The organism is Methylocystis bryophila, from assembly GCF_027925445.1.
Classification (GTDB): Bacteria; Pseudomonadota; Alphaproteobacteria; order Rhizobiales; family Beijerinckiaceae; genus Methylocystis; species Methylocystis bryophila.
Genome location: NZ_AP027149.1, coordinates 3,700,587 through 3,717,455, shown reverse-complemented (window position 1 = coordinate 3,717,455; position 16,869 = coordinate 3,700,587). Strand labels below are relative to the sequence as shown.

The following is a 16,869-nucleotide window of genomic DNA, read 5'->3' as shown; positions in this document are numbered from 1 at the left end:
CACCGTCACAGCCCATACTTCGCCCACAAGCGCCGCACGTCGTCGTCCGTCGCGAACTTGCCGCGCCCGGCGGCCGCTTTCGAGGCGGCGAGTGCCGCGCGTTCGTCATCGGTTAGGGCGACCCGCGGTTCTTCTTCTCCGGCGAGCTGCAAGACGAGTCGCGCAATCTCGTCTTGTGCTTCCGGGGGGAGCCCGCGAGCGGCTTCGACGGCGCGTTCGAGAAGCTTGGTCATAGCGACATCGTACGCTCATTGGCGGCGACAGAGAAGCGAAAAACCTCGGCCTGTGAGCCACGCCTCTCCCTCTCTCCGCGCGCGGGGAGAGGGTGGGGTGAGGGGCTGGGTAGAGTGCCGGCCCGGCTCGCATTCTGCCGTGTCCGAGCGCGATACCGGGACGCTTGCGCCCAAAAAACCCGCGCCCCTAACCCTCTCCCCGTAAACGGGGCGAGGGAACGCGCTCACTCCCCCGCGAGCGCCATGTCGTCGCGGTGGATCAACTCGTCCGGCCCTTTGAAGCCCAGAATGCTCTCGATATCCTTCGACGAGCGCCCGATGATGCGCGCGGCGTCGGACGCGTCATAGGTGGCAAGGCCGCGGCCGATCTCGGCGCCGTTGGCGTCGCGAATGAGAATGCAGTCGCCCCGCGCAAATCCGCCTTCGAGCTTCGTGACGCCCGCCGGCAGCAGGCTCTTGCCCTTCATCAGCGCGGCGGCCGCGCCCGCGTCGAGATGCGCGGCGCCCTTCGGCGCGAGCGAGCCGGCGATCCATTTTTTGCGGGCCGTCATCGGGTTCGACGGCGTCAGGAACCAGCTGCAGCGCTCGCCATGGGCGATGCGTTTCAAGGGGGAGGGCGCTCGGCCGTCGGCGATCACCATATGCGCGCCGCCGGTCGTCGCGATCTTGGCCGCCTCGATCTTGGTGCGCATGCCGCCACGCGAGAATTGCGAGGCCGCGCCGCCGGCCATGGCCTCGATGTCCGGGGTCACGCGCGCGATCACCGATATATGCTCGGCGCTCGGGTCCTCGCCGGGCGGCGCGGAGTAGAGACCGTCGACGTCGGAGAGCAGCACCAAAAGATCCGCCGAAACCATGCTCGCGACGCGCGCGGCCAGCCGGTCATTGTCGCCATAGCGGATTTCGGCGGTGGCGACGGTGTCGTTCTCATTGACGATCGGCACGGCGCCGAGGCCGAGCAGGCGGGTCACACATTCGCGCGCATAGAGGTAGCGGCGGCGCTCTTCCGTGTCGCCGAAGGTGACGAGGATCTGCCCGGCGACGAGGCCGCGCTCGGCGAGCGTGTGCGCCCAGAGGCGCGCGAGCTCGATTTGGCCAACGGCGGCGGCGGCCTGGCTATCCTCGAGCGCAAGGGGTCCGGGCGGCAGCCCCAGGACGCCGCGGCCGAGCGCCACGGCGCCGGAGGACACGACGAGCGTCTCGGCGCCGCGCTTGCGCAACGCCGCCAGATCGTCGGCCAGCCCCTCGAGCCAGTCGCGCCGCACGCTCGCGCCGCCCGGCTCGACGAGCAGCGAGGAGCCGACCTTGACGACGATGCGGGAGAAGGAATCGAGCGAAAGCAAGGGTGAGGCTCGCAGAGTTGGGACGTGCTCCCGGTAGCATGGGGGGTCGTCCAGCGACAAGGCGCGGCTGGGCGCCCTCAGCCTGAGGGGCCAGCAAAGCGGGCGTCTCGAAGGGCGGCCTAGCGCGCGGGCTCGCGAGAATCTGGCAAGCCTCATCCCTCGAGACGGCTCCTTGCGGAGCCTCCTCGGGATGAGGGCGCGGATGCAAATCGCCCACCCGATTGCGCCTTGTTGAGCGGCTACGGCCGGCATAGGCTCCCGCAATAGGGGAGGGACCAAGGCCCATGAAGAAAATCGGATGGCCCGGGATCATCGCGCTCTGCGTGACATTTGCCGCCGCATGCGCCGCTCAGGCGCAAGAGGAGCCGCCGCTGGAGCCCGAGGGCTACCGGATGGAGAAATACCACGCCCCCACGCCGGCGACGCTGAAGGGCGCGACCGTGGTCGACACGGCGCAGGCCTTCGACCTTTGGACGCGCAAGGCCGCCGTCTTCATCGACGCGATCGCGCGGCCGAAGCGCCCCGCCGATCTTGCCCCCGATGCGCTCTGGAGTCCGGAGCCGCGCCGCAACATCCCGGGCAGCCTTTGGCTCGCCGATACGGGGTTCGGAGAGCTCTCGCCGGAGGCCCAGCGTTATTTCGAGGAAGGGCTCGCGCGCGCGACCGGCGGCGACAAATCGAAGCCGATCCTGTTCTATTGCCGAACGCATTGCTGGGCGTCGTGGAACGCCGGCAAGCGCGCCATGACATTGGGCTACACCAACATCTTTTGGTATCCGGGCGGCGCCGACGCCTGGGAGAAGGCCGGCCATCCACTCGAGGAGAAAGGACCGGCGCCCTGCGACTAGTCTAGAGTCGCCTCGCCAGTCGCATCAGCTCCTCGGGGTCAGGATTGGCGAGCACGTCGCCCGAAGGCTCCAGCCGCACGACGGGCTCCCCCGTGCAGAGGCGTAGGCAGTCGCGGCTCTGGCAAGAGACGCCGGCCGCATCCTCCAGCAGAGCGCGAAGCCTTGCAAGAAGCGCGCTTCCCCTTCCCTGCGCGTCGCAGCGCGGCCCGACGCAAACGAGCAGGCGGCAATCTTGCGGCGGTTCGCGCACAGTCGTTCGTGTCTCCGGAAATGCGCGGCCCGCGGCCGGCTCTATAGATGCGCTCTCGACGCAAGATACGCTGATGTTGGGGCCCGTCGAGAAAATTTGCGCGCGGCCGTTCAGGGTTGCTCCTTCGCGCCTGCCGCAGGCGTCCAAGGATAGAGCCGGGGAATGACGAGCGTGAGCAGCGTCGCGACGACGAGCGCTGCGACGACGCCGACGCCGAACTGCGTCCATGTGGTCGGGCGCAGAGCGCCGAGCGAGATGATGACCATGAGGATCGGAATGTCCAGAAAATGCGTGAAGGTCGGGACCAACTCAGCCTGTCGGGCGCGCTCGAGCTCGGGCGTCACGCGTCCCTGCGCCAGGGCGTCCTTCGTCAAGCGCCGCAACCGCATGAAATAGAGACGGGTGATCGTGTTGCCCTCGACGAATTCGAGCGCGAAAAGCGCGACCATGCCGACGAGCCAGGGGATGTCGAGAAAAACCCAGCCGCCATAAAAGGAGACGATGAGCCAGCTTCCCGACGCGAGCAACAACAGGGCCCCCGGCACGACGACGCCATCGTAGAAAACCGCGATGTTGCGCACCGCCTCGGCGAACAGAGGCAGCTCGGTCAGTTGCCGTGAGCGGAGATCGAACAGCCAGACCCCGATCAATCCGCCGGACATGAGCGCAAGGCCGACGAGATGCGCGAACACCAAAAGCCCATAGGTCAAGTTCAAGCTCCGTCGAAGGAGGCGGGAGCGGCGTCGTCAGCCCTTGCTTCGGGTGATGATACCAATATGGTTTGATGGTGTCATATAACTATTGACATCATGATGTCAACGTTGGTCCAAGCTCGGGAGCGAAATGGTCAAGCCCAAACGCACAGGCGCCGGCGACGCCGTGACCAAGCTCGTGCTCGACCTGTTCCGGCTGAACAACCAGCTTCTGGCCGCAGGCGATCGGCTGGTGGCTGGGCTCGGCCTGACGAGCGCGCGTTGGCAGGTGCTTGGGGCGATCGCCGCCGCCGATAGGCCGCAGCCCGTCGCCTGGCTCGCCCGCGATCTCGGGGCCCATCGCCAGAACGTGCAGCGGATCGTCAATGATCTGGCCAGAGAAGGTTTGGTCGCCTTTGAAGCCAACCCGCATCATCGCAAGGCGCAGCTCGTCCTTCTCACGAAGGAGGGAAAGCAGCGCTTTGAAGCCGCGATGCGATTGCAGGCGCCCTGGAGCGACCGGCTCTCCGCGGGCCTATCGGTCGACGACCTCGAGACGGCTCATCGGGTCATGCTGATCATGCGGGGTAATCTCAAAGCCCCTTGAACTATCGCATATCCCGCTCGAGCTGGGGACGAGCGTCTTTCCACCGTCAGCAAAGCATGAGACAAGGGTGACGGTCACTTTCTGTAGCATCTTGTTTGTAACGTCTTGGCTGTAACATCTTGGCTAAGCGACTCGAAGACCCTTGTTGGCCCGTCAGGAGGCCCCCAGCTCGGAGATTGGAAATGCAATACGTTAGACCGTCAATTTCACTGGCCGTCGCGGCCGTTTTCACAAGTCTGCTTACTCCCGGCGCGGCGAAGGCGGCGCCGGGCGTTCTTTACGAAAGCTTCGGGGGAGACGGGGTTACCGGGTTTTTCACGGCCAATCCGGGCCAGGCTGTCGGCACTATTGGCGTCAATGCGACCAATGTCGTGGCCGGCGGCGGCAAGGTCTATTGGGAGGACGGCGTCAACATCTGGGCGGCCAACTCCAATCTGACGGGCGCCTCGATCATCCACGTCAACGGCGCCGCGCCGACAGGGCTTGCCCTCGACGCCACGACCGGCATTCTTTACGAAAGCTTCGGCGGCGACGGGGTGACCGGGTTTTTCACGGCCAATCCGGGCCAGGCAGTCGGCACGATTGGCGTAAATGCGACCAATGTCGTGGCTGGCGGCGGCAAGGTCTACTGGGAGGATGGCGCCAACATCTGGGCGGCCAACTCCAATCTGACGGGCGCTTCCATCATCCACGTCAACGGCGCGGCGCCCGCGGGGCTCGGCCTCGACGCCACAACCGGCATTCTTTACGAAAGCTTTGGCGGCAGCGGGATTTCCGGGTTCTTCACGGCCAATCCGGGCGTGGCGGCCGGGAACATTGGCGTCAACGCGACCAACGTCGTCGCCGGCGGCGGCCAGGTCTATTGGGAGGATGGCGCCAACATCTGGGCGGCCAGCTCCAATCTGACGGGCGCCTCAATCATCCACGTCAACGGCGTCGCCCCGGCAGGCCTGGGACTCTATCTCTTTCCGGCGCCGGCGGCTCCCGGCCCCGTTCCCGGCGCTGGCCTGCTGGGCTTGGCGTTCCTGGCGCTCGCGGGCTTGACGGCGAGGACGCGCGCCTTCCTCGCGCGTTAGGACTCGCCCCAAATCAAAAAGTTAGAGCATGTCCTGATCGGAAAACCGCTTCGCGCTTTTCCGTGGCATGCTCTTCTTGCTCCCAAAAGGCGAAGCGGGACGGCCGCTGGCGACGGGAGCCAGGGCGCTTCCGCTCGCGAAAGCTGAAGCCTGGCCGAACGGAAGCGTGACAGCCGGCCACAGCGGCCTGTTCGGCCTTCCCGCGTTTCCTTGCTCACGGCGCTCGTCGTCACATCCCCGTCGTATTGTTCCGACCGCGCTCCGCTGCTAAGACCCCGCGGGGTCAGGAACAGGGATGGCGATGGCGTTAATGAAGCTCCTCAGCGGCAATTCTAATCGGGCGCTCGCGGAGGCGATCGCCACCTATCTCAACTTGCCGCTCTGTCGCGCCGTCGTGCGCCGTTTCGCCGATCAGGAGATATGGGTCGAGATCCTCGAGAACGTGCGCGGAGAGGACGTCTTCGTCCTGCAGTCGACCTCGGCCCCGGCGAACGACCATCTGATGGAGCTTCTGATCATGATCGATGCGCTGCGCCGCTCGTCGGCGCGTCGCATCACTGCGGTCATTCCTTATTTCGGCTATGCGCGCCAGGACAGGAAGCCCGGCCCGCGCACGCCGATCTCGGCCAAGCTCGTCGCCAATCTGATCACGCGGGCGGGCGCGGACCGCGTGCTGACGGTCGATTTGCATGCGGGCCAGCTGCAGGGCTTCTTCGACATTCCGACCGACAATCTCTTCGCCGCGCCCGTGATGGTCGCCGACATCAAGAGCCGCGCCAAAGCGAACAAGACGACGGTTGTCTCTCCTGACACGGGTGGCGTCGTGCGTGCGCGTGCGCTCGCCAAGCGCATCGACGCGCCGCTCGCCATTGTCGACAAGCGGCGCGAGCGGGCGGGCGAGTCGGAGGTGATGAACATCATCGGCGATGTGGAAGGGCGCAATTGCATCATGGTCGACGACATTGTCGACTCAGGCGGCACGCTTTGCAACGCCGCCGAGGCCCTGATCGCCGCTGGCGCGGTTTCGGCCTCCGCCTACATTACTCACGGGGTGCTGTCGGGAAAGGCCGTGGAGCGGGTCAGTAAGTCCCGTCTCACCGAGCTCGTCGTGACCGACACGATCCTGCCTCGGCCCGAGGTCGCGGATGCGCACAATATCAGGATCCTTCCCATCGGCGCGCTGATCGGCGAGGCGATCGCGCGCACCGCGAAAGAGGAAAGCGTCTCGAGCCTCTTCGACTGACCTGACGCGCATATTCTCCGGCTCTAGAGCCTGTCCTGGAAAAGTCGAAGCGGTTTTCCGGTCAGGACATGCTCTAAGGCTTGATTTGGAGCTTAGTCCTTGCCGATCGCCTGATTCCAGGCGACCGCGACGCGCTCTAAGCTTGCGCTGGGATATTTTCAGCGGCGACGAGCGGGCGCAGGCGTCGACCCGCCAAGACAAAAGACAAGAGGGGGAAACATGTTCGACCTGACTGGCAAGACAGCGCTCGTCACGGGCGCAAGCAGCGGCCTCGGGCTCGCCATCGCCCGCACGCTGCATCAAGCGGGCGCGACGGTTGGGCTCTCAGGCACGCGGCGCGAGGCGCTGGAGACGCTCGCGGGCGAGTTGAAGGAGCGCGCCCATATCCTTCCCTGCAATCTTTCCGACCGAGCGGAGACCGATAAGCTCATCCCCGCCGCCGAGGGGGCCATGGGCGGCGTCGACATCCTCGTCAACAACGCCGGCATCACCCGCGACATGCTCTTCATGCGCATGAAGGACGAGGATTGGGACGCGGTTCTCGCCGTCAATCTGACGGCGGCCTTCCGTCTCTCTCGCGCCGTTCTGCGCGGCATGATGCGCAAGCGTCACGGACGCATCATCAACATCACCTCGGTCGCGGGCGCCGTCGGCAATCCGGGACAGGCCAATTACTCGGCGGCGAAGGCCGGACTCACCGGCATGACCAAATCGCTCGCCAATGAGGTGGCTTCCCGTGGCGTCACCGTCAATTGCGTCGCGCCGGGCGTGATCGAGAGCCCGATGACGCAGGTTCTCAACGAGGCGCAGCGCGAGCGGCTGCTCAAGCTCATACCGATGGAGCGATTCGGCTCCGCTGATGAGATCGGGGCGGCCGTCTTGTATCTGGCGAGCGACGAGGCCGCCTTCATCACCGGTCAGACGCTGCACATCAACGGCGGCATGGCGATGATATCCTAACGCGGCGACCCGCGCCGACCTCGATCGTCGCCGAAGGCCTCGCCGCGAAGAATGCGGAGATTTTCATGCCGGGTTTGGGGACGGACGCCTTTGGATCACGCTGCGTTCAGGCGCAATCGCCTGAACGCGGAAAAGGTGATCGATTCTTGAAGTGTAGAGCGCAATTTGCGCAAAAAGCCCGTTTTCACTTTTTCGCATCGCGCCTGATCCCGATGGCCGCCTTCTGCTTCCTCGCCGCTGCGGGCCGGGCCGAGAGCGAGACGGAAACGAAGCCGGACGCTCCCAAGACTCCCCCCATTGTCGACAGCATTTCGGTCAGGCCTGGCGATCGGTGGACCTATCGGTGGATCGACGACATCACCGGCGAGACCAAATCCTACCAAACTTACACGCTCACCGAGATCAAGGACGGCGCCTTCAGCGTCGCGATCACGACGAACCCGGTCGGTTCGGGCCAGTCGCTGAGCGGGCTCTACGTCTATGACGAGAACTGGGGCCTTCTCGACGACGGCGTTTGGACGCGCAAGGTCGGCGACCCGATCACCGGCGTGCGGCTTCCGCTCAAAATTGGCTTGAAATGGGAGACGCATTTCACTGCGAGCCGAAAGAACCCCGACCGCGAGTCGACGATCGACACGACGAGCGTCGTCACTGGCTATGAGGAAGTGTCCTTCAGATTCGGCCCCAGCTATGACGCCTTCAAGATCGAGACGAATGAGAGCATCGCAACTGTCGGAGGCGGCCCGATTGCGACGCTGCAGGTCGTCTTGTGGTACGCTCCCGCCGTGAACCGATATGTGAAACGGGTGATCGAGAGCCGAATAAACGACCGGCTGCAGTCGCGTGCCGTAGAGATGCTGACGGAGTATCGGCGGCGTCACGAGGACTGACGTTTTCCTGATTTCGGGCAAAATTCCTCGCGGCCTTCGGGATAGGCGCTCAGGCGCATTCCCGCTCCAAGGGTCATGATCGGCGTCGCTGCGGTCGTCGCGCGCTTCCCGCCCGAATAAGATCGTTCGAGCGTAAGGAATCGCGCGAGGTCGAAATGTCGGAGCGAATTCTGATCGCAAAAGCCTGTCAGTTTTTGCGAAATTCGCTCTAAAGCGCCGGGGCGGCTCGACGATGCAAAGGCAATTGCAGATTCTTGCGTGGCGCGTTGCGGCCTTGTCGCTATTGGCGCTTGCGCCAATCCTCGCGAGCCGGTCCCAGGCTCAGGACGCGCCGGCTCCGCCGCCAAAGCTTGCCGCCTTCGACTTGGAGCTGGACGATTTCAGCGCCGGCGGGCCGCTTGCCGGGGAAACCCCCGAGGAGACACAGCGGCTCTCGCGCATGTCGGCTCTAGCGCGCCGGCTGCTGTCGGAATCGGGGCTTTTCAGGCTCGTCGAAACGGGCGGGGCCCCAGATTCTCGTGTGAAAGATCATTGGCTGAGAAAATGCGACGGTTGCGATGCCGACATCGCCCGCGCTCTCGGCGCCGATCTTTCCTTCATCGGCTATTTTCGCAAGATCAGCCGGATGGAGCAGTTCCTGGAGATTCGCGTCCGCAATGCGAGAACGGGCGAATTACTGAATGTCTCGCACACGGATCTGCGCAACGAGACCGACGAATCTTGGAGCCGCGCGCTCACCCATTTGATCAAGCGACGTCTCGTCGAGCCCGAGCTGGCGCGCCGCGATTCCACCCCGGCGAGGTGACGCGGGCTTAGAAGCGCCTCCCCGTCGCACGCTACTCGCTCCTCTCGCCCCAATGATTCTCAAAAATCAGCTCGGCGAGCGGCAGCCGCTTGGCCCAACGCTTGACCTCGAGCTCCGGGCGTCGATAGGCGCGCTCGATGAAGCCGACGCAGAGATAGGCCACGATGGCGATCTCCTCGGGGATGCCGAGTATCGCGCGCAAATCCTCCTCGCGCAGAATGCTGACCCAGCCGACGCCGACGCCTTCCGCGCGCGCCGCAAGCCAAAGATTTTGCACCGCGCAGGCGGTGCTGAGCAGGTCCATGTCCTTTTGCTGTGTGCGGCCGAGGCCTGTGGCGCCGTGCCGCGCGCGATCGCAGGTGACGCAGATGTTCAGCGGCGCCTTCATGATGCCTTGCAGCTTGAGGCTGCGATAAAGCGCCTGCCGTTCCTCGGGGATCTCGCGCGTCTCTCGCGCCACGGCCGCCTCGAAGGCTTCCCGGATGCGGGCGCGAATGGCGCCGTCGCGCACCAGCACGAAGTTCCAAGGCTGCATGAAGCCGACGGAAGGCGCATGGTGGGCCGCTTGCAGGACGCGCAAGATCGTTTCCCGTGGAATCTCTTCCTCGAGAAATTCGTCGCGAACATCGCGCCGCTCGTAGATGGCGCGATAGACGGCGTCGCGTTCGGCCTGCGAGAAGGAGGCCGTCGGCGCGAGCTCGTCGCCCTTCTCCTCAGACATCGCTCCTCACGCCGAGAGCCCCTGCGAGGCGCTCGAAATCTCGCGGCCCCGCTGGCAGGCCAAAACGCAGCCAGCTCGGTCGCTCATCGAAACGCCGCGCCAATATTCCCGCCGAGCAGAGGCGCGCGAAGCTCCTCGCCGCATGCACGCTTTCGACGAGGCGGAAGAGACTCGTTCCGCCAATCGGCGCAAGACCCGCCATCGCGAGCAGCGAGTCGAGACGTTGCGCAGATTGAGCCGTGAAATCTCGGGTCTCGCGCAGCCAGGCGGAGTCGGCGAGCGCGCGCGCCCCTGCCGCGAGCGCAGGACCGGAGACGCCCCAGGGCCCCTGCGCCGCGCGCAAGGCGGCGGCGCGCGGCGGCGCGCACAGCGCGAAGCCCAGCCGGAGCCCCGGCAGCCCGTAAGCCTTGCCGAAGCTCCGAAGCACAACGAGGTTCTCGCCTGCGTCGGGCTCCTTGGCGAGCAACGGCTCGACGCAGAGCTCGGGCGTAAAATCCGCGAAGGCCTCGTCGACGACGAGCAAGCCTCCGCGCGTGCTCAGACGCCGGGCGAGATGCAGCAGGTCTGAAGGTGGCGCGATCCGGCCGTCCGGATTATTGGGATTGACGACGATCGCCACGTCCATCGTGGCCAATTCGTCGAGCGATTGCGCTTGCGTCACGGAGGCGCCCGCGGCGCGCCAGCGAGCGGCGTGCTCGGCGTAACAGAAGCCCAGCGTGGCGACGCGTCGCGCCGGGAAGACCCGGGGCAGCAGATCGATGAAAGCCTGCGTCCCGGCGCCGGCGACGACGCTGAAACCCGGCGGCGCGCCATAGGCGCGGGCGGCGGCGGCCTCCGCGGCCTCGAAAGCCGAGGCGTCTGGCAGGCGCGCCAAGACTTCGGGCGCGAAGGCGGGCAGGGGATAGGCGCGCGGATTGACGCCCGTCGAGAGGTCGAGCCAAGGCGAGGGCGCGAGGGGGAAGGCGCGGCGGGCTGCATCAACGCCGCCGCCGTGCAGGGGAGCCGCGTCGAGCGTGCTTCCGCCGTTTAAGGTCTCAGCCTCTGCGAGGCGTGTCATCGCGCGATCTCCAGAAGCCGATCGAGATCGAGATGGCGCGCGCAATGATCGGCCAGCGCGTCGAGGGTTTGCTCCACCATCGTCTCGTATCGCAGCTGCGAGGGGGCGCCGCCAAGAGGGGCGAGCAGCGCGGCGCGTTGCGCGTCATTCGAAAAAAGCCCGTGGACGTAAGTTCCGCAGACGCGTCTGTCGGGCGAGACCGCGCCCTCCGACCGGCCATCGAAAAAGCGTAGCAGCGGCCGATCGCGGTCCGGCCCTTCGGTTGCGCCCATGTGCATCTCATAGCCCTCGAAAGGCGCGCCCTCCGCGACGCTTTCGCCGCGAACGGCCTGCAAGGTTTTCTCTTCGCCCATCACGGTCTCGACGTCGAGCAGGCCGAGGCCTTCCGCCGCGCCGGGAGATCCCTCGACGCCTAAGGGGTCAGCGATGCGCCGGCCCAGAATTTGGTAGCCCCCGCAGAGCCCCAGGACGCGCCCGCCCCGCCGAACATGCGCGCAAATGTCGATGTCCCAGCCCTCGGCGCGATAGGCGGCGAGATCGGCGAGGCTCGCCTTCGATCCCGGCAACACGATAAGCTTTGCAGTAGCCGGCAAGGGCGTCCCTCGCGAAACGAACGTCACCCGCACCCCTGGCTCCGCCTTCAGCGGATCGAGGTCGTCGAAATTCGCGATGTTTGGCGGGATCGGGACGGCGATCTCGATCTCGCCTCCGGCTCCGTCGACCGCGTCTCCGCGGGGAAGCGAAAGCGAATCCTCGGCGGGCAGCCGCGCCGCCGGCGGAAAGAAGGGCAGCAGGCCGAGCGACGGCCAGCCCGTCCTCTCCTCGATCAAGCGCAACCCCTCGTCAAACAGCGTCGGGTCGCCGCGAAATTTATTCACGATGAAGCCGGCAATGAGCGACGCGTCTTCCGGATCGAGGATCGTGCGGCAGCCGACGAGCTGCGCGATGACGCCGCCGCGGTCGATGTCGCCGACCAGCACGACGGGGCAGTCCACGCTCCGCGCAAATCCCATATTGGCGATGTCGGCCGCGCGCAGATTGATCTCCGCCGCGCTGCCGGCGCCCTCGATCAGCATGAGATCGACGGACTGGCTAAGGCGCGCGAAGCTTTCGAGCACGAGCGGCATGAGGCGCGGCTTCCAAAGCTGATATTCACGCGCGGAGGCCTGACCCACGACCTGGCCCTGCGCCACGATTTGCGCGCCGGTCCCGCTTTGCGGCTTCAACAGCACCGGGTTCATATCGACATGCGGAGAAAGTCGCGCCGCGCGGGCCTGCAGCGCCTGCGCGCGTCCGATTTCTCCAAAACCCGCGACCGCCGCATTGTTCGACATATTTTGCGGCTTGAAGGGAGCGACCCTCACGCCCCGGTTCGCGAAGGCGCGCGCGAGCCCGGCGACGACGAGCGATTTGCCGACGTCCGACCCCGTGCCCTGGATCATCAGCGCGCGGGTCATGCCGGCCGCTTCGCACGAGCAAAATCGAGCGCCGCCTCGAGACTCTCGAGACGCCTCTCGGCCGGTGCGCTCGGCGGCAGGACGACGATCGTCTCCAGCGAGAGGGCGCGCGCCGCTTCGATCTTTGCGTAAGTCAACGGTCCGCCGCTGTTCTTGGTGACCAGAACGTCGATTTTCTTTTCGCGCATCAGCCGCATCTCGTCGTCAAGGCTGAAAGGGCCGCGGGCGAGGATCAGCTCGGTCGACGGCGGCAGCTCTTCGGGCTCCGGAGGCTCGATGCTTCGGATGAGGTAGTCATGTTGCGGCGCTGCGCGGAACGCGGGGACCGAAAGCCGGCCGATGGTGAGAAAAACGCGTCGCGGCGCCGGCCCCAGCGCCGCGACGGCGGCGGCCATATCGGCGACCTCGATCCAGCGGTCGCCCGGCGCGCGCCGCCAGGGCTCGCGCCCGAGCACCGCAAGCGGAATTCCTAGCGCGACGCAGGCTTGGCGCGCATTCGCGGAGATGCGCTCCGCGAAGGGATGGGTCGCGTCGATCACGCGATCGACCCCGTTCTCGATGAGATAGCGCCGCAGACCTTCGACCCCGCCAAAGCCGCCGACTCGCGTCGGCAGCGGCGAAGCGAGCGGCGCGCTTGTGCGGCCCGCCAGCGAGACGAGGGCTTCGACCCCGGTTTCTCTTGCGAGGCGCTCGCTGAGCGCGCGCGCCTCACTCGTGCCGCCGAGCAGCAAAAGCCGCGGCGCGCGGTCATAATCTCGCGCGGTTTCGTCGCGGTGCGCCATCGTCATCATCAATAGTCGGAGGCCGTCGCAGGCGCAAGAACGCCCGGGATCTGCGCGCCGATACGATTTCCTCTCGCGACGATCCTGCTTTATACTCCTCAGACCAAGCTAGACGAAACGGAGTAGGCAGAATGAAGAGCGGGCGGCTCATGTTGGCGATACCGGCATTGACGCTCCTTACCGCGTCCACTGCGCTCGCAGCGGGCCCGATCGGGAAATGGCGCGTCGGCGACGGCACCGCCGTGGTCGGCCTGCGCATGTGCGGCGCGAATCTGTGCGGCGTGATCGAGGCCGGACCCGAGAAGAGCGCCTTGGACGATAATAATCCTGATCCGGCTCAGCGCGCGCGGCGGCTGCTCGGTCTTCCCATTCTCAATCTCAAGAAAAGCGGCGACAACAGCTGGGCGGGCACGGTCTATAACGCAAACGACGGCCAGAATTATCAAGCGAGCCTCAAGCAAACCAGCGAGACGCAGTTGACGCTCGAGGGCTGCGTCGTGGGGACCAATATTTGCGGAAGCGACAGCTGGACGCGCGTGCGGTGAGGGACCGCGGATGATCGCCGCCGAAGAGGTAATCCGCGCGCTGTCCCTCAAGCCTCATCCCGAAGGCGGCTTTTTCCGCGAGACCTTTCGCGACGAGCCCAGGGGGGAGCGCGCGGCTTCGACCGCGATCTACTACCTGCTGCCGCAGGGCGAGATCTCCCGCTGGCACAGGATCGACGCCGCAGAGATCTGGCACTTCTATGCGGGCGCGCCGCTCGAGCTTTCCCTGAGCGAGGAGGGGTTGGAGGCGTCTCGTCATCTCCTCGGCGCCGATCTTGCGGCCGGAGAACGCCCGCAACTCGTCGCGCCGCCCGGTTGGTGGCAAAGCGCCAAGAGCCTCGGGGCCTGGACGCTCGTCGGCTGCACTGTCGCGCCTGGCTTCGAGTTTTCCCGTTTCGAGCTCGCGCCAGAGGGCTTCGACCCGGACGGTCTGAGATTGGATTAATCCCGGACCCGCTTTTTGATGGCGCGGTTCTTTGTCTTATTAGAGAGCGCCCATGTTCGACCTCCTCATCGTCGGCGGCGGCATAAACGGATGCGCCATCGCGCGCGACGCGGCCGGACGCGGCCTTTCCGTGCGGCTCGTGGAGAAGGGCGATCTCGCCTCCTGCACCTCGTCCGCCTCGACGAAGCTCATCCACGGCGGCTTGCGCTATCTGGAGCATTTCGAGTTCCGGCTGGTGCGCGAAGCACTCGCCGAGCGCGAGGTGATGCTGGCGAGCGCGCCCCATCTCGTCTCGCCTTTGACCTTCGTGCTTCCTCACGAGCCGCAATTGCGACCCGCCTGGATGATCAGGCTCGGCCTCTTCCTTTACGATCATCTCGCGCCGCGCGGACGCCTCGACGCCTCGCGCGGCGTTTCGTTGAAAGACAATCCGTTCGGCGCGCCGCTCGACGCGCGTTTTGCGCAAGGCTTCACTTATGCGGATTGCTGGGTGGACGATGCGCGGCTCGTTGTCGCGAACGCGCTCTCGGCGCGGGACCTCGGCGCGCTCATTAGCCCCGGCGTCGCCCTTGTGTCCGCCGAGCGCCGCGCCGATCGATGGATCGCGCGCCTGGAGACGCCGCAAGGCCCCGAGGAAGTCGAGGCGCGCGCGCTCGTCAACGCCGCCGGGCCCTATGTGTCCGAGGTGCTGCACGACGCGCTGCGCATCGTCTCGCGCAAGCATGTGCGGCTCGTGAAGGGCTCGCATCTCGTGACGCGACGGCTCTACGAAGGCGCGCACGCCTATATTCTGCAAAACGTCGATCGCCGCATCGTCTTCGCCATCCCCTATGAAGGCGAGTTCACGCTGATCGGCTCCACCGATGCGCCGCATGACGGACCGCCGGGGCCGGTCTCGATCAGCGATGCGGAGACGGACTATCTCCTCGATGCGGTCAGCCGCTGCTTCAAGCGCAAGGTCACGCGCGAAGACATCGTTTCGAGCTATGCGGGGCTCAGGCCGCTGTTCGATGACGGGTCTTTCGACGCCTCGGTCGTGACGCGTGATTACGCCTTCGATCTCGATCGCGAAGGCGCGCCAGCGCTCTCCGTATTCGGCGGCAAGATCACGACCGCGCGAAAGCTCGCCGAGCACGCGCTGGAGACGCTGAAACCTTCTTATGCGCGCATGGGGCCGTCCTGGACGGGCAATACGCCGCTCGCGGGCGGCGAAAGCTTGCAGGGCGAGATCGAACCACTGCAGGCGCGGCTTCTTCGCGAGAAGCCATTCCTACCGCAGCCGCTCGCCAGTCGTTTGGCCCATGCCTATGGCGCGCGCGTCTTTTCCCTGCTCAGTGACGCCGCAAGGCTTGAGGATTTGGGAGAAGACTTCGGCTGTGGCCTGACGCGGCGCGAGCTCGATTATCTGATGACGAATGAGTGGGCGCGCACGGCTGAAGATGTGTTGTGGCGCCGCTCGAAGCTCGGGCTCCATATGAGCGCGTCGCAGTGCGAAGGCGTGGCGCGGGCGATGGAGAAAGGCTTCTTCGGCGCCGATGGGCCCTAAGCGCGAACCTCAGTCTTCGCCGATGCGCGCAGAATTGTCGCCAGCAGCAGCGCCGAGATCAGCGGGCCGATGGCCAAAGCCGGCGGCGCATAATGAAATTCGCCTGTGGCGTCCTTCACCCAGCCCACAAGATAGGGACCGAGAAAGCCCGCGAGCGCCCCGATCGCATTGATGAGCGCGATCGCGCCCGTCGCCTGCGCGGGCGGCAGGCGTCGCGTCGCGAAAGACCAGAAGATCGGGAACATCGCGAATGTGCCCGCCGCCGAAACCGACAGCGCCAGAATCGTCAAAGCGGGTGACGTGAGCGCGCCGCATGCCGCGAGCCCGGCGGCGGAGAGCAACGACGCCAGCGCCGCATGACGCGCATGGCCGCCGTGGCGATCCGCATGCCGGCTCCAAAACACCATGGAGACGCTGCCGGCGACGTAAGGCGTGGCTGTGAGAAGACCGACAACCAAGGGAGACGCAAAGCCGAAATCGTGAACGATCTGCGGCAGCCAGAACACGAGACCATAGAGCGTCAGCACGACTCCAAAGTAAATCACGCTGAGCCTTGCGACATCAGGCGTCAGCAGCATTTTCAGACTAGACTCGACGGCCGTCTCGGGATGCGCCGCGCGCTCCGCGTCGAGCGTGTTCTGTAACCATTCCCGCTCCGACGGCGCGAGCCAGCGCGCCTCTCTCGGCCGGTCGGTCAGCCAGAAATACGCCGCGATCCCAAGCAGGATCGACGGCAGGGCCTCGATCACGAAGAGCCATTGCCAGGCCTTCGCGCCACCGACGTCATGCAGAGCGTCGAGAATAAATCCGGAAAGCGGTGCGCCGATCACGCTGGAGATCGGGATCGCCAGCATGAACAGGCTCATCGCGACGGCGCGAGACGCCTGCGGCATCCAAAAAGTGAGGTAGAGAACGACGCCCGGAAAGAAGCCGGCTTCCGCCAGCCCGAGCAGCAATCGCAGCGCCAGAAAGCTGGACTCGCTCCAAGCCAGCGCCATCAGCGCGGACACGATTCCCCAGCTCAGAAGGATGCGCGCGATCCAGAGCCGCGCGCCGACGCGCTCCAACATGAAATTGCTCGGGATTTCGAAGGCGGCGTAGCTGAAAAAGAAAATGCCCGAACCCAAACCAAAGATCGTCGCGGAGAGGCCAAGATCCTTGTTCATCTCCAGCGCGGCGAAGCCGATGTTCACGCGGTCGAGGTAGTTGGCGAAGAAGCAGACGGCGAGAAAGGGCAGCAGCCGTCGCTGCACTTTCGCGATCGTCCGCGGGCCGTCTAAGGCTTCCGGCGACGAAAGGATCGGCGTCCGCTCGAGCGTGTTCAACGTCGCTTCTCTTTCAGATCCCATTGTGGCGCGCCGGCGGGCCG

General features: G+C 65.7%; 19 protein-coding genes. 10 read left to right on the top strand and 9 right to left on the bottom strand.

Going from position 1 to position 16,869, the window contains the following annotated elements:
• Positions 1-5 precede the first annotated feature (5 nt).
• Positions 6-233, bottom strand: coding sequence for a hypothetical protein (locus QMG80_RS17145; RefSeq protein WP_085770289.1), 228 nt, complete (start codon positions 231-233; stop codon positions 6-8).
• A gap of 224 nt (positions 234-457) precedes the next feature.
• Positions 458-1,576: a glutamate 5-kinase gene (gene proB, locus QMG80_RS17140; RefSeq protein WP_245300036.1), complete on the bottom strand. Its 1,119-nt coding sequence runs from the start codon at positions 1,574-1,576 to the stop codon at positions 458-460.
• Positions 1,577-1,860: 284 nt separating this feature from the next.
• On the opposite strand from proB, the gene QMG80_RS17135 reads away from it, so the two are divergent.
• Positions 1,861-2,424, top strand: coding sequence for a PQQ-dependent catabolism-associated CXXCW motif protein (locus tag QMG80_RS17135; protein WP_085770287.1), 564 nt, complete (start codon positions 1,861-1,863; stop codon positions 2,422-2,424).
• Position 2,425: 1 nt separating this feature from the next.
• Here QMG80_RS17135 and QMG80_RS17130 read toward each other — a convergent pair whose 3' ends face one another.
• On the bottom strand, positions 2,426-2,674 hold the full coding sequence (locus tag QMG80_RS17130; RefSeq protein WP_085770286.1) for a hypothetical protein: 249 nt from the start codon (positions 2,672-2,674) through the stop codon (positions 2,426-2,428).
• Positions 2,675-2,784: 110 nt separating this feature from the next.
• Positions 2,785-3,384 (bottom strand): DUF2269 family protein, encoded by a 600-nt coding sequence (locus QMG80_RS17125; RefSeq protein ID WP_085770285.1) that lies wholly within the window; start codon positions 3,382-3,384, stop codon positions 2,785-2,787.
• Between the two features lie 133 nt (positions 3,385-3,517).
• Between QMG80_RS17125 and QMG80_RS17120 the strand changes: the two genes are divergently transcribed.
• From QMG80_RS17120 to QMG80_RS17095, 6 genes are all read left to right on the top strand, one after another.
• The gene (locus tag QMG80_RS17120) at positions 3,518-3,973 is read left to right on the top strand and encodes a MarR family winged helix-turn-helix transcriptional regulator (protein WP_085770284.1); all 456 of its coding nucleotides are present in this window, start codon (positions 3,518-3,520) and stop codon (positions 3,971-3,973) included.
• Between the two features lie 182 nt (positions 3,974-4,155).
• The gene (locus QMG80_RS17115; protein WP_085770283.1) at positions 4,156-5,049 is read left to right on the top strand and encodes a hypothetical protein; all 894 of its coding nucleotides are present in this window, start codon (positions 4,156-4,158) and stop codon (positions 5,047-5,049) included.
• Between the two features lie 310 nt (positions 5,050-5,359).
• On the top strand, positions 5,360-6,292 hold the full coding sequence (locus QMG80_RS17110; protein WP_085770281.1) for a ribose-phosphate pyrophosphokinase: 933 nt from the start codon (positions 5,360-5,362) through the stop codon (positions 6,290-6,292).
• 219 nt (positions 6,293-6,511) lie between these two features.
• Positions 6,512-7,252, top strand: coding sequence for a 3-oxoacyl-[acyl-carrier-protein] reductase (gene fabG / locus QMG80_RS17105; protein ID WP_085770280.1), 741 nt, complete (start codon positions 6,512-6,514; stop codon positions 7,250-7,252).
• Positions 7,253-7,464: 212 nt separating this feature from the next.
• Entirely contained in the window at positions 7,465-8,142 is a 678-nt protein-coding gene (locus tag QMG80_RS17100) for a hypothetical protein (RefSeq protein ID WP_158658571.1), read from the top strand.
• A 232-nt stretch (positions 8,143-8,374) separates the two neighbouring features.
• Positions 8,375-8,947 (top strand): DUF3280 domain-containing protein, encoded by a 573-nt coding sequence (locus QMG80_RS17095; protein WP_085770278.1) that lies wholly within the window; start codon positions 8,375-8,377, stop codon positions 8,945-8,947.
• 31 nt (positions 8,948-8,978) lie between these two features.
• Here the strand turns inward: QMG80_RS17095 and bluB are convergent, their stop codons facing one another.
• From bluB to QMG80_RS17075, 4 genes are read right to left on the bottom strand one after another with little or no spacing between them, the layout of a single operon-like run.
• Complete coding sequence (gene bluB, locus QMG80_RS17090; protein ID WP_085770277.1) at positions 8,979-9,668, bottom strand: 5,6-dimethylbenzimidazole synthase; 690 nt, start codon at positions 9,666-9,668, stop codon at positions 8,979-8,981.
• Entirely contained in the window at positions 9,661-10,725 is a 1,065-nt protein-coding gene (cobD, locus tag QMG80_RS17085) for a threonine-phosphate decarboxylase CobD (protein WP_085770276.1), read from the bottom strand. The genes bluB and cobD overlap by 8 nt, the downstream gene beginning before the upstream one ends.
• Positions 10,722-12,182, bottom strand: coding sequence for a cobyric acid synthase (locus QMG80_RS17080; protein WP_199769022.1), 1,461 nt, complete (start codon positions 12,180-12,182; stop codon positions 10,722-10,724). Before QMG80_RS17080 ends, cobD begins: the two co-directional genes overlap by 4 nt.
• A complete protein-coding gene (locus QMG80_RS17075) occupies positions 12,179-12,964 on the bottom strand; it encodes a cobalt-precorrin-6A reductase (RefSeq protein ID WP_245300035.1) in 786 nt (261 codons plus the stop codon). Before QMG80_RS17075 ends, QMG80_RS17080 begins: the two co-directional genes overlap by 4 nt.
• A 131-nt stretch (positions 12,965-13,095) precedes the next feature.
• Between QMG80_RS17075 and QMG80_RS17070 the strand changes: the two genes are divergently transcribed.
• The 3 genes from QMG80_RS17070 to glpD are packed head-to-tail and all read left to right on the top strand — an operon-like array spanning position 13,096 to position 15,500.
• Positions 13,096-13,509 (top strand): DUF2147 domain-containing protein, encoded by a 414-nt coding sequence (locus QMG80_RS17070; protein WP_245300034.1) that lies wholly within the window; start codon positions 13,096-13,098, stop codon positions 13,507-13,509.
• A gap of 10 nt (positions 13,510-13,519) precedes the next feature.
• Positions 13,520-13,954 (top strand): cupin domain-containing protein, encoded by a 435-nt coding sequence (locus QMG80_RS17065; RefSeq protein WP_085770274.1) that lies wholly within the window; start codon positions 13,520-13,522, stop codon positions 13,952-13,954.
• Positions 13,955-14,006: 52 nt separating this feature from the next.
• Positions 14,007-15,500, top strand: a complete 1,494-nt coding sequence (gene glpD, locus QMG80_RS17060; protein ID WP_085770273.1) for a glycerol-3-phosphate dehydrogenase — start codon at positions 14,007-14,009, stop codon at positions 15,498-15,500.
• On the opposite strand, the gene QMG80_RS17055 is transcribed toward glpD, so the two are convergent.
• On the bottom strand, positions 15,497-16,849 hold the full coding sequence (locus QMG80_RS17055; RefSeq protein ID WP_085770272.1) for an MFS transporter: 1,353 nt from the start codon (positions 16,847-16,849) through the stop codon (positions 15,497-15,499). The genes glpD and QMG80_RS17055 overlap by 4 nt on opposite strands.
• Positions 16,850-16,869: the final 20 nt, after the last annotated feature.